Source organism: Sphingobium limneticum, from assembly GCF_008710155.1.
GTDB classification, from domain to species: Bacteria; Pseudomonadota; Alphaproteobacteria; order Sphingomonadales; family Sphingomonadaceae; genus Sphingobium; species Sphingobium limneticum.
This window is the reverse complement of record NZ_VYPZ01000001.1, coordinates 208,668-221,236: the sequence shown is the minus strand read 5'-3', so window position 1 is coordinate 221,236 and position 12,569 is coordinate 208,668. Positions and strand designations below refer to the sequence as shown.

Below are 12,569 nucleotides of genomic sequence, written 5' to 3'. Positions count from 1 at the left end.
GAGGACGACCATGATCAAAAAGCTTCCCCTGATCGCGCTGCTGCTGGCGTCGGTGCCCGCGATGATCCCGGCGCAGGCCGCCTTCGCCGAGGCCCAGCCCGCCAAGAAAATCTTCCCGCCCATCGCGAAGACGGCGTTCAAGACGCCGACTTTCGACCTGGCGCTGCGCACCGATACGCAGACGCTGGCGCATCTCTCGCCCAGCGGCGATGCCGCGTTCGACTATGTCCCCGCGGCCCGCGAAGCGGAACGGGCAGGTGACGGCTATGTCCATATCGGCGACATCCACATCCGCCTGAAAAGCGGCGATGGCGCATGGCAGGATTATTCCTCCGCCCATGCCCGCAAGCCCATCGTCAAGCTGGTCGCCCGCGGCGATGTGCTGGCCGCCGCCGACATCAGCGCGTCGATGGGCGCGGGCATCCCGCTGCGTGTCGAACGCCAATGGGTCAATGACGATGGCGTGCTGGCCCTGCGCTTCACTTTGGTCAACAGCAGCAATGCTCCGGTCGAAATCGGCGCGCTCGGCATGCCGATGGTGTTCGACAATATCATTCTCGACCGGGATCTGGATCAGGCGCATGCGCAGGCCAGCTTCGTCGATCCCTATATCGGCCGCGACGCCGGCTATTTACAGGTGACGCGCCTCAATGGTCAGGGTCCGGCGCTGCTCGTCCTGCCCGAGAAGAACACCCCGCTGGAGGCCTATCGCCCGGTCCTCGAAGCCCGCGCCGCGCCCAAGGACGATATCTTCACCGACCGCAGCCCGCGCACGCAGGTATCGGAAGGCTTTTACGACTGGACCGTCGCCAGCAAGGGCTTCGTAAACAAGGAATGGGCCAAGGCCGGCCCCCAATGGAATGACGCGACCAGCATCATACTTGCGCCCGGCCAGAGCCGCACCATCGGCCTGCGCTTCGTCACCGCGCCTTCGATCCGCGCGATCGAGGATACGCTGGTCGCCAACAAGCGCCCGGTCGCGGTCGGCATACCCGGCTATGTCGTGCCCACCGACCAGTCGGCCAGCCTCTACCTCAAATCCGCCAGCCCGGTCGCAAAGATCGAGAGCTTCCCGGTCGGCGCCCTGACCGCCACCCCGGTCGAAAGCAGCGCCGGATCGGCGCGCTATGCTTTGAAGGCTTCCGGCTGGGGTCAGGCGCGCCTGACCGTCACCTATGCCGACGGGCAGGCTCAGACCGTCAGCTATTATATCACCAAGCCGCTGGAGCAGGTGATGGCCGATATCGGCCATTTCACCACCACCAATCAGTGGTTCGAGGGCAAGGACGATCCCTTCCACCGCTCGCCCGCTATCCTCTCCTATGACCGGGAAGAGAATAAGATCCTGACGCAGGACGGCCGCGTCTGGGTGTCGGGGATGAGCGACGAGGGCGGCGCGGGCAGCTGGGTCGCCGCCGCGATCAAGCAGCTCGACAATCCGAACGCAGAGGAAGTCGCCAAGCTGGAGCGACTGGTCAACGAAACGGTGATCGGCCATCTCCAGGTCGCGGAAGGGGCACAGGCCGGCGCGGTCAAGAAGAGCCTCTTCTATTACGACCCCAAGGAGTTCCCGGACTATTATGACCCGGCGATCAACTGGAAGAATTGGACCGCTTGGTCGAAAAAGGATTCGGACGATCTCGGCCGCTCCTACAACTACCCCCATGTCGCGATCGGCCATTGGGTGCTCTATCGCCTCGCGCGCGACAATCAGGGTCTGGTGAAGCAGCATGACTGGCGCTTCTATCTCGACTGGGCCTATCGCACGTCCGTCGCTATGATGCGCGACGCACCCTATTACGCGCAGTTCGGTCAGATGGAAGGCGACATTTTCCTCGACATCCTCAAGGATCTGAAGCGCGAGGGCCTGACCGCGCAAGCCACCGAAATGGAGCAACTGATGAAAGGCCGCGCCGATCATTGGCGCACGCTCAAATATCCGTTCGGCAGCGAAATGGCGTGGGATTCGACCGGCCAGCCCGAAGTCTATGCCTGGATGCGCTATTTCGGCTATCAGCCGCAGGCCGATGTAACCAAGGAGGTAATCCTTGGCTATGATCCGACCATCCCCAGCTGGGGCTATAACGGCAATGCCCGCCGTTATTGGGACTTCCTCTATGGCGGAAAGGTGTCGCGGATCGAGCGGCAAATTCACCATTATGGGTCTGCGCTCAACGCCGTACCTTTGTTCGACGCCTATCGCCAGAACCCGGACGACCTGCACCTGTTGCGCGTCGCCTATGGCGGCATGATGGGCGGCATCACCAATATCGACCAGCAGGGCTTTGGATCCGCCGCCTTCCACAGCTGGCCCGACATGATGAAGTGGGATGCGATCAGCGGCGATTATGGCATGGGCTTTTACGGCCATGCGATCGCGTCGGCCACCTATGCGGTGAAGGACAAGGATCTGGGTTGGCTCGGCTTCGGCGGCAAGGTGACGGATGATGCCGGCAAGGTCCATATCGTGCCGCAGGATGGTGCGCGCCGCCGCCTGTTCATTGCTCCGGCGGGCCTGTGGATCACGCTGGAAGCAGGCCGTATCGCCAGCGCCGATTATGACGGCATGTCGGGTCAGGTCGTGCTGACGCTCGACCCCGCCGACGCGGCGACGAGCAAGGCGCGCCTGCTGTTCGAAACGACGACCAAGGACGGCAAGCCTTATGCGTTGGGCGGCGCAACGGCTGATCGCGGCGGCTATGCCATCCCGCTCAGCGCCACCACCACCCGCGTCACGCTGACGCCGCGCTGATGCTGCTGCGCCGCGCCGCCCTCCTCGCTTCGGCCGCAGGTCTGACGTTGGGGGGCGCGGCGCTGACTGCCCTGCCCCGGCCGGCTGTGGATCGCTGTCCTATCGGCGGTCCCGCTGCTATACTCGCACATGCCAATTGTGGCGCGGCACTTTCCGATAGGATCAACCCGGCGCAACACAATGCCAAGATCAGCGACAAACATGCGAAGTTAAGCGCAGCCAATCCTACTTGCGCCGCTAGCAATTGGGCCGTCGCTGCGACCGATCCGGGCGACGCAATCAACGGCGCGCTGCCGCTCCAGATGGAAAGCGCCCATGTCGCCTTCCACTGGAAGCCCGGCACGGTCGATCCCGCCGATGCCAAGGCGGCGGCCGCCCATCTGGAATATGTCTGGTCCTATTTCATCGATACTTTGGGCTTTCCCCAGCCCCATTGCGGCGACGCTGCCAAGCTGAAGGTCAATGCCTATATCGGCGTCGATTATGGCCTGACCGGCGGCACGGATTCACTCGGCCATATGGGCATGTGGATCGGGCCGGGCGCGCTGAAGGATCGGTTCGGCCTCGCCCATGAACTGACCCACGCCTTGCAGGCCGCGACCGGCCGGCTGATGGACTCGCCTTATACCGGCTGGATGTTCGAAAGTCATGCCAACTGGATGACAACTCAGTTGCCCGAATTTCGCGACAACACCCATTGTTCGGTGCTGCTCAAACAATATCCGCACCTCTATTATGGCTCCACCCGCTCGCGCTACTGCAACTGGCAATGGTTCGAATATCTGAAAGACCGGCACGGCTATGATGCCGTCAACGCCCTGTGGCGCAATGCGCCGGGCAAGGACGACCCCGCCCGCCTGACCGCCGATCCCTTCACCGTCCTCCGGTCGAACATGGGCTGGACGCAGGACCAACTGAACGACGCCTTCGGCGACTGGGCGCTGCACAACGCCAACTGGGACTATACCAATGGCGCCGCCTATCGCAAAAGCTATGGTGGTTACGACCAGACTACCGGCCCGAACATATTGGCCGCGACCGTGCTGGACCCGATCGACACGGACAAGCGCCGCTATGCCGTGCCGGAAATGTGGGCGCCACAGCGCTGGGGCTATAATATCGTCAAGTTGAACCCCGACGCCGGACAAAGCCGCGTCAGCGTCACCTTTCGCGGCATCGTGCAACAGGCGTCGGCTGTGACGAAGCTCCCCGGCCTCGCCGACGAACCCGACACCATCCCGCCGCCCGCCTCCGACTGGCGCTGGGGCGTGGTCGCGGTCGGCACGGACGGCAAGAGCCGCTACAGCCCACTCCAACGCGGCGCCCGCGCGCAGACGGCCATCGCCATCCGCCCCGATGACAAGGGCCTCTATCTCGTCGTCATGGGCACCCCGTCCCAGATGCAGAAAATCCGCTGGGACCAGCCCTATTATTCCATCTACCGCTATCCCTGGATGGTCGAACTGGACGGCGCCCGACCCGATGCCCCCGCCCCCATAACCGGCGGCCATCGGCATCCCAATGGCGGCGGCTGGGTCGGTCCGGACGCAAAGGTCGCCGCCACCGCCTATGTCGGCCCCTATGCCCGCGTCCTGTCCGGCACCGTCGCCGACCGGGCGCGGGTCGAGGATCATGCCGTCGTTTCAGGACAGGCGCAGCTACGCGATGACGCTGTCATCGCTGGCCTCACCGTCCTGCGCGGCGACACCATAGTGCGCGGCCATGCCCGCGCGGCGACGTCCATGCTGGGCATCGGCGAATATGAGAAAGGGATCATTCTGTCCGGCGCCGCGCAAACGATCGGCGATGTCGAACATCGCGGCGGCCAGTTCGACAAGGGCGTCTCCTACGGCTTCGTCGATCAGGACGCGGCCAAAGACCCCAAACGTGGCGCGGACCTGACCGCCCCCGTGCCCGAAGTCACCGCCAAACCCGATTATCGCTGGATCCCCTGACGCATGACGACCACCCAGCCGGAAGCCGAAATGCTCTGGGGCCATCCCAAGGGCCTCTACGTCCTCTTCTTCACCGAATTATGGGAACGCTTTTCCTTCTACGGCATGCGCGCGCTGCTGATCTTCTACCTCACGCGCCATTTCCTCTATTCGGGTGAGCAATCGGGCCTGCTCTACGGCTCCTATCTGGCGCTGGTTTTCCTCTCCCCCATGATCGGCGGTTATCTCGCCGACCGCTGGCTGGGCCAGCGCAAGGCGGTGCTGTTCGGCGGGCTGGTGATCGCCAGCGGCCACATCACCCTCGGGCTGGAGGATTCGCTGGGCGCCTCGGCACAGGCGGTCTTCTGGATCGGCCTGTCGCTGATTGTGGTCGGCACCGGCTTCCTCAAGGCCAATATTTCGGCGCTGGTGGGCAAGCTCTACGCCGCCCATGATCCGCGCCGGGACAGCGCCTACACGCTCTTCTACATGGGCATCAATCTGGGCGGTGCGATCGGCCCGGTCATCTGCGGCCTGCTGGGCGAGACTTTAGGGGTGGGGCTATGGCTTTGGCGCAGCAGCGATCGGCATGATCGCGGGCGTCGTCGTCTTCGCGCGCGGGAAGCGCCATCTTCTGGGCGGCGGCGAAGCGCCCGATCCGGCCGCGCTGGCGCAACCCATCCTTGGCATCAAGCGCGAATGGCTGATCTATGGCCTCACGCTGCCACTGACCCTGCTTAGTTGGCTGCTGCTGATATCGCCCAAGCTGACCGGCACGCTGCTGGCGGTCGGCGGCTTACTTGTCGGCCTGCTGCTGGTCTGGATCGCGCTCGCCCGACTGGTGGGCGAAGAACGGCGCAAGCTGCTCTACGCGCTGGCGCTGATCGTGATCCAGCCGGTTTTCTGGGGCCTGTATGAACAAAGCGGCTCGTCACTCAGCCTCTTCATCGACCATCATGTGAACCGCATGATCTTGGGCCATGAAGTGCCGGCATCCGTATTCCAGGCACTGCCGCCCTTCTTCGTCTGCCTGATCGCCCTGCCCTTCGCCGCGCTGTGGTTGCGCCTTGCCAAGGCCGGCCGGATGCCTACGCCGATCAGCAGCTTCGCCTTCGGCATCATCATGGTCGGCGGCGGCTTCGTGCTGATGGCGCTGGCGCAATGGGTGCCGGCGGACCAGAAGGTGCCGCTGGCCTTCATCTTCCTGCTCTTCCTCTGCCACGCGATCGGGGAAATGTGCCTCTCCCCCGTCGGCCTCTCCGCCATGTCGCGCTTCGCCCCGCGCCATATGCTCAGCTTCCTGATGGGCACATGGTTCCTCGCGACCGCAGCAGGCAATTTCAGCGCCGGCGTGATCGCATCGGTGATCGAGGCGATGGGCGGCGGCGCCAATGGTGGCGACCGCACTATCATCCTGGACGCCTATCTGCGGATCGGCCTGGTCGCCGCGGCGATCGGCGTGGCGGTGCTGGTGGTCAATGTCGGGGCGCAGCGATGGCTGCGCCCCACCACCCGATAATCATTCGGCAAAAGGCCGATCAATCGCCACCTGCGGCTGGGTGAACCACTGCGCACCGCTTTCGGTGACATGGAAATGATCCTCCAGCCTTATGCCGAAACGCTGCGGCACGACGATCATCGGCTCGTTGGAAAAGCACATGCCCGGCGCCAGCGGCGTCTTGTCGCCGCGCACCAGATAGGCGGGTTCATGGATCGACAGGCCGATGCCATGACCGGTGCGGTGCGGCAGGCCGGGCAGGCGATAGTCCGGCCCAAGCCCTGCTTTCTCCAACACGGCGCGCGCCGCCGCGTCCACGCTTTCGCACGGTGCGCCGGGCACGACCGCGTCGAACGCCGCCTGCTGCGCTGCCTTTTCCAGTGCCCAGATATCGCGCGCCTGATCGTCCACCGCGCCAAACGCATAGGTGCGGGTGATGTCGGAATGATAGCCCTGGATCGTGCAGCCGGTGTCGATCAGCACCAACTGCCCCTCCTCCAGCGCGCGGTCGCCGGGCAAGCCGTGGGGATAGGCGGTCGCCTCGCCGAACTGGACGATGCAGAAGCTGGAACCCTTCGCGCCCTGCCGGCGGTGCGCTTCGTCGATAAAACGCGTCACTTCGCTGGCGCGGATGCCCGGGCGCAGGATGCGCGCAGCGGCCGCATGGACGGAAAGCGTCATCGCCTTGGCCTGCTGCATCAGCGCCAGTTCGGCGGCGGACTTGACCATGCGGCATCCGCTGATGATCGGCGTCGCATCGACCAGAACGGCCGACGTCGCAGCACGGAGCCGCTCGGCAAAATGGAAGGGCAATTCGGGGTCGACCGCCACGGTCCGCACGCCAGCTTCCGCCAGTGCATCGACCACCAGTGCGACCGGGTCTTCATCCTCCTGCCAGGATCGGATGTCGGCCGCGATGGCCAAGTCCGCCTCCAGCGTGCCGATCTCGAAATGGGGGCAGATGATGATCGGTTCACGGCCTGGCAACAGCAACATCGCCACCAGCCGCTCGCTTTGTCCCCAGGGCACGGCCGAGAAATAGCGCAGCGATGCGCCGGCATTGACCAGCAACGCCTGCGCGCCGATGCCATCGGCCAGCGCCTGCGCCTTGGCGATGCGGGCCAGACGTTCGTCGGCCGCGATGGGGGCCGCGCTCTCGGCCCAGGGGTGCAAGCGATCCAGTTCGACCTGCGCGGTTGATCCACCAATCATATCATATCCTTATGCGAAACGCCGAATGTCGAACAACGAGTTGGACAGCTTTGACGCCTTGTCCGTAACCAGCCCCGCCATGATCTGTGCCGTGATGGGCGCCAGTGTAAGCCCCAGATGCTGATGCCCAAAGGCATAAAAGAGATTGTTCGCCCGGTCCGAACGACCGATGGCGGGCAGATAGTCCGGCAGGGTCGGGCGGCACCCCATCCAGCGGGTGAAAGGGCCACGGATCGGCAGGCCCAGTTCCGCCACATGCCGTTCCAGCCGATCCCATTTGCGCGGATCGGCGGGCGCATCGACGCGACCCAGTTCGACGAAGCTCGCTGCCTGCACGCAGTCGCGATAGCGGGTGACGATCATCGAGCGATCCTCGAACACGACCGGCGGCAAGTCGGCGGGCCAGTCGGCCGCATCGGCGCGGATATGATAGCCGCGCTCCGCGATCATCGGTACCTTGTGCCCCAACGCCTCCATCAGCGGGCGGGAGCGGACGCCGGCGCAGAGGATGACGCTATCCGCTACGATGCCCGGCACTTCGATCCGGTTGCCGACGCGCTGCAAAGTCGCACTGCGCCCGACGACCTCGCCGCCCTGCGCAACGAATGCGGCGCGCAGGGCGAGGCGAAGGGCAGAGAGGTCCGCAATCTGGCCGCTGCCCGAAAAGCGGATCGCGCCCGCCATCGGTTCACTGGTCAGACGAGAGAGCTGCGCCAGTTCCCCTAAAGTGGCGTCATGCACCTGCGCCGTGCCGGTATCGGCGGCGGCCCAGCCGGCGCGCCCGGCCCTGGCGGATTGCGCGCTATGCCACAGCACATAATGCCCATCCTGCCGCAGCAGGTCGGGTTGGCCGATCCGATGCACCAGCGCGTCCCAGGCCGGCATCGCCTGGGCCAGCAGCCCGCGCAGCGCATCGCGCCCGTGGCGAAAGCGCACCGGTTGTGCCGCGGCCATCAGCCGCAGGCCGAAAGGCAACCAGGCGCCGATGGCCGACAACGGAAAGTCCAGCGCGCCACCGCGCCAGAACAGGCGGCGCGGGACGCTGCGCAACAGCGCGAGCGAGGCCAGCGGCTCGACCTGTTCCACGGCAATATGACCGGCATTGCCCCAGGACGCAGCCTGCCCGTCCACATCGTCATCGACCAACAGCACCGACTGTCCGGCGTCCAGCAGGGCCAGGCCCGTGGACAATCCCACCGCGCCGCCGCCGACTATCGCTATGCGCCCCACAAAAACTCCATTGCATCGCCTCTTCAATATCGTATACGGTATATCGACAGAGCAGATAGCGCACAAGGCCCAAGCCGATCATGACCCGATTTCGTCATCCCTCCAACATCTGGCCGGCTCAGTCCGCGTCGCATGGGGAAGTTGTGACATTATTGGACAGACCGACAACAAGCGCGCTTTTGCAGTGCAATAGGCAATTATCTACCATATACGGTCTAGTCGCGACGCGATTTTCTTGCGTCGCAGCGACCTATATGGAGACAGACAGGTGACCATCGTCGTCCGCACGCTTTCCGAACGTATTTTCGAAGTGATCCGGGAACGGATCATCGAAGGGAAGCTGCCCGACCGCGAGCCGGTGCGGCAGGATGCCCTTGCGGCCGAACTCGGTGTCAGCAAGATCCCGCTGCGCGAAGCGTTGGCGCGGTTGGAGCATGAAGGATTGCTGACCAGCCAGGCCAATCGCGGCTGGTTCGTGCGCCCCATGTCGGCCGATCAGGCGGAGGAAATCTATCTGCTGCGCCTGGCGACCGAACCCGTTGCCGCCGCCTTTTCCTGCACGCGATCGACCGATGACGACAAGCAGGCGGCGATCAATGCCTTCAAGCTGCTGGACGCGGCCGCCAACGACGATCTGAACGCCGTTGCCGTGCGAAACCGGGAGTTTCATGTCGCGCTGGTGCGTCCGGGCGGGCGGCTGTTGACGACGCAACTGGTCGAACGGCTCGAGGTTCTGGCGGAACGCTATGTGTTGGCGCATCTGGCGCCGGCCGGCCGTGGCGACCGCGCCCATCTGGAGCATCAGGCGCTGCTTGACGCCTGGCTCGCCGGCAATGCCGACGAAGTGCAGGCGCTGCTGACCAGCCATATCTCCAGCACACTGGATGACCTGCGCGGGCAATTCGCCGCCAGTCACACGCAATGATCGTATAAAAGGGGACTTCATGCTCGGACCACGCAAATCCATCGAGTCACTCGCCAGGCGCGAGTCCGGGCATAGTCTGGCCAAGACGTTAAGCTGGCCGCACCTGATCGCACTGGGCGTCGGCGCGATCGTGGGCACGGGCATCTATACGCTGACCGGCGTGGGTGCCGAACGTGCCGGCCCCGCCGTCATCCTGGCCTTCGCCATCGCCGGCGCGGTCTGCGCCTGCGCGGCGCTCGCCTATGCCGAAATGGCGACCCTGATCCCGGCGGCGGGCAGCGCCTATACGTTCAGCTATGCCGCGATGGGCGAAACGATCGCCTGGGTCGTGGGCTGGAGCCTGATCCTGGAATATTCGCTGGCCTGTTCGACCGTGGCGGTCGGCTGGTCCGGCTATCTGGTCGGCTGGCTGCAATCGGCGGGCATCCATCTACCCGCGATGCTGCTGGTGGGACCGCATGGCGGCGGCATCATCAACCTGCCCGCCGTGATGGTGGCGCTGGCGGTAATGGGGATGCTGATCGCCGGCACCCGTGAAAGCGCGACGCTCAACATCATCCTGGTCATCATCAAACTGGTGGCGCTGTCTATCTTCGTCGCCATGGCCCTGCCCGCCTTCCATTCCACCAACCTCGAACCCTTCATGCCCTATGGCTTTGCCAGCACGGAAATCGGCGGCGAGAAGCGCGGCGTGATGGCGGCGGCGGCGATCGTCTTCTTCGCCTTCTACGGTTTCGACGCGGTCGCCACGTCGGCGGAGGAAGCGAAGAATCCGGGCCGTGACCTGACCATCGGCATCATCGGGTCGATGCTGGTGTGCACCGTCATCTATATGGGCGTGGCGGTTGCCGCCGTAGGCGCCCTCCCCTTCCAGCAGCTGGCCAATTCGCCCGAACCGCTGGCGCTGGTGCTGCGCCAGCTGGGTCAGCCGGTCGCCGCACATCTGATCGCGCTCGCCGCCGTCATCGCTTTGCCTTCGGTCATCCTGGTGATGATGTATGGCCAGAGCCGCGTCTTCTTCGTGATGGCCCGCGACGGCCTTCTGCCGCGCAGCCTGGCGAAGATCAGCCCGCGCACCGGCGCGCCGACCCGCATCACGCTGATTACCGGCGTGTCGATCGCATTGGTCGCCGGCATATTCCGCCTGGACGAGATTGCCGAACTGGCCAATGCCGGCACGCTGATCGCCTTCATGGCGGTGGGCGCCTGCCTGATGATCCTGCGCCGCCGGTCGCCCGAACTGCCGCGCCTGTTCCGTTGCCCGCAACCCTATGTCGTCGGCACGCTGACGATCCTGGGCTGCGCCTATCTGCTGTTCAGCCTGCCAGAATCCACGCTGATCCGCTTCGGCGCGTGGAATGTCATCGGTCTGCTCTTCTATTATCTCTACAGCCGCAGCCGGAGCGGCGCTCGACAGGATGCGGCTGCCGCCTGACGGCCACATCCTCTTTTCCATTGTCGTTTTTCATTGATCCAACGAGGAGATCGCGATGACGCGCGCCCTTTTTGCTGCCACTGCCCTTGCCACCGCCACCCTTTGCATCGCCAGTCCCGCTTCCGCCAAAACCCCGTTTGATGGCATATGGCTGTTCGACAAGGCCCCGCCCACGCCGGGCGTCACCATGATGGAGGTCAAGAGCAAGGACGCGAAGATAGAGGGCCGCGTCACCACCCTATGGTACGGCCCGGTCGAGATGATGAACCCGCGGGTCGAGGACGGCAAGCTGCTGTTCGAGGCGCGCAACATCAACGATCGCGATCATCCGACCCGCAACTGGAGCGTCAGCCTGAAAGACGGCAAGCCGCATCTGGAAGGGCAGATATGGGAAAGCGCGATCGCGATCGACGGCTATCGTGGCACGGCCAAGGATGCCAAGGTGCGCGCCTTCAAATTTGCCGCGCTGCCGCCGCTTGGTCAGGCCATCCCCAGCAAGCTGGCCGCCACGCCGCCCATGGGCTGGAGCAGTTGGAACAAGTTCGCCGAACATATCGACGACAAGACGGTGCGCGCCATGGCGGACGCGATGGTATCGAGCGGGCTGCGCGATGCGGGCTATACCTACATCAATATCGACGATGGCTGGCAGGGCAAACGTGACGCCAATGGCGTGTTGCAACCCAATGAGAAGTTTCCGGACATGAAGGCGCTGACCGATTATGTCCATGCCAAGGGGCTGAAGATCGGCATCTACAGCTCGCAAGGGCCGCGCACCTGCGCCGGCTATGAAGGCAGCTATGGCCATGTCGCGCAGGATGCGAAAAGCTTTGCCGACTGGGGTTTCGACTATCTGAAATATGATCTGTGTTCGGGCGAATGGTTCTATGCCGACGCCGATACGGTCAAGCGCAGCTATCATGAAATGGGTGCAGCCTTGCAGGCGACCGGGCGAGAGATGATCTTTTCCCTGTGCGAATATGGCCGCTTCGACGTCGGCAGTTGGGGCCGCGATGTCGGTGGACAATTGTGGCGCACGACCGGCGACATCACCGACGATTATGAGACGATGGCCAAGATCGGTTTCGACAAGAATGGCGACGCCGCCCATGCCGGCCCGCATGGCTGGAACGACCCAGACATGCTGGAAATCGGCAATGGCGGGATGAGTGCGGACGAATATCGCACCCATATGACGCTGTGGGCCATGTCCGCCGCGCCGCTGATGATGGGGCATGATCTGCGTGAGACGGATGCGGCGACGCTGGCGATGCTGACCAACCGCCGCATCATCGCGATCGACCAGGATGCGCGCGGCGTACAGGGGAAGGCCGTGCGCAAGCAGGGCGCTCTGGAAATATGGGCCAAGCCGCTTGCTGACGGGCGAGTGGCGCTGGCGCTGTTCAACCGCGGTACGCAAGGCGCCACGATGGCGCTGACGCCGGCAGATGCCGGGCTTTCCGGAATCGCGCAGGTCGAGGATCAATGGTCGGGCGCGACGACGGCTGCTTTGCCCGGCAGCTACAGCGTGCCGGCGCATGGCGCGGTGATGGTCGTGGTGAAGGGCCGGTAACAGGCAAAGG

The 12,569-nt window shown here is 64.4% G+C and carries 8 protein-coding genes and 1 pseudogene; 7 read left to right on the top strand and 2 right to left on the bottom strand.

Annotated elements, in window-relative coordinates; all coding sequences use genetic code 11:
- Positions 1–10 precede the first annotated feature (10 nt).
- From F4U94_RS00880 to F4U94_RS25295, 4 genes and pseudogenes are all read left to right on the top strand, one after another.
- A complete protein-coding gene (locus F4U94_RS00880) occupies positions 11–2,752 on the top strand; it encodes a DUF5695 domain-containing protein (RefSeq protein ID WP_120253176.1) in 2,742 nt (913 codons plus the stop codon).
- Complete coding sequence (locus F4U94_RS00875; protein ID WP_120253177.1) at positions 2,752–4,707, top strand: Svx/AvrXca family virulence/avirulence protein; 1,956 nt, start codon at positions 2,752–2,754, stop codon at positions 4,705–4,707. Before F4U94_RS00880 ends, F4U94_RS00875 begins: the two co-directional genes overlap by 1 nt.
- Before the next feature lie 3 nt (positions 4,708–4,710).
- Positions 4,711–5,202 (top strand): annotated as a pseudogene (locus tag F4U94_RS25300) (oligopeptide:H+ symporter); the annotation flags it as partial.
- A 73-nt stretch (positions 5,203–5,275) separates the two neighbouring features.
- Positions 5,276–6,205, top strand: coding sequence for an oligopeptide:H+ symporter (locus tag F4U94_RS25295; protein WP_269462546.1), 930 nt, complete (start codon positions 5,276–5,278; stop codon positions 6,203–6,205).
- Here the strand turns inward: F4U94_RS25295 and F4U94_RS00865 are convergent, their stop codons facing one another.
- Together F4U94_RS00865 and F4U94_RS00860 are read right to left on the bottom strand one after the other, a co-directional pair.
- Positions 6,206–7,396: a M24 family metallopeptidase gene (locus F4U94_RS00865; RefSeq protein ID WP_120253178.1), complete on the bottom strand. Its 1,191-nt coding sequence runs from the start codon at positions 7,394–7,396 to the stop codon at positions 6,206–6,208.
- A 9-nt stretch (positions 7,397–7,405) separates the two neighbouring features.
- The gene (locus F4U94_RS00860) at positions 7,406–8,626 is read right to left on the bottom strand and encodes an NAD(P)/FAD-dependent oxidoreductase (protein ID WP_120253179.1); all 1,221 of its coding nucleotides are present in this window, start codon (positions 8,624–8,626) and stop codon (positions 7,406–7,408) included.
- Between the two features lie 268 nt (positions 8,627–8,894).
- Between F4U94_RS00860 and F4U94_RS00855 the strand changes: the two genes are divergently transcribed.
- Genes F4U94_RS00855 through F4U94_RS00845 form a run of 3 tightly spaced genes read left to right on the top strand, consistent with a single transcriptional unit; the run spans position 8,895 to position 12,559 of the window.
- Positions 8,895–9,551, top strand: a complete 657-nt coding sequence (locus F4U94_RS00855) for a GntR family transcriptional regulator (RefSeq protein ID WP_120253180.1) — start codon at positions 8,895–8,897, stop codon at positions 9,549–9,551.
- 19 nt (positions 9,552–9,570) lie between these two features.
- Positions 9,571–10,986 carry an amino acid permease gene (locus tag F4U94_RS00850; protein WP_120253181.1) on the top strand — a complete coding sequence of 472 codons (1,416 nt, stop codon included), beginning with the start codon at positions 9,571–9,573 and terminating at the stop codon, positions 10,984–10,986.
- Between the two features lie 55 nt (positions 10,987–11,041).
- Complete coding sequence (locus tag F4U94_RS00845) at positions 11,042–12,559, top strand: glycoside hydrolase family 27 protein (protein ID WP_120253182.1); 1,518 nt, start codon at positions 11,042–11,044, stop codon at positions 12,557–12,559.
- The last annotated feature ends 10 nt before the right edge of the window (positions 12,560–12,569 follow it).

Bases quoted from the DNA above. Each gene is read 5' to 3' on its own strand.
- F4U94_RS25295 (WP_269462546.1), top strand. From the start codon at position 5,276: ATGATCGCGGGCGTCGTCGTCTTCGCGCGCGGGAAGCGCCATCTTCTG.
- F4U94_RS00865 (WP_120253178.1), bottom strand. From the start codon at position 7,396: ATGATTGGTGGATCAACCGCGCAGGTCGAACTGGATCGCTTGCACCCC.
- F4U94_RS00845 (WP_120253182.1), top strand. From the start codon at position 11,042: ATGACGCGCGCCCTTTTTGCTGCCACTGCCCTTGCCACCGCCACCCTT.
- F4U94_RS00850 (WP_120253181.1), top strand. From the start codon at position 9,571: ATGCTCGGACCACGCAAATCCATCGAGTCACTCGCCAGGCGCGAGTCC.
- F4U94_RS00880 (WP_120253176.1), top strand. From the start codon at position 11: ATGATCAAAAAGCTTCCCCTGATCGCGCTGCTGCTGGCGTCGGTGCCC.
- F4U94_RS00875 (WP_120253177.1), top strand. From the start codon at position 2,752: ATGCTGCTGCGCCGCGCCGCCCTCCTCGCTTCGGCCGCAGGTCTGACG.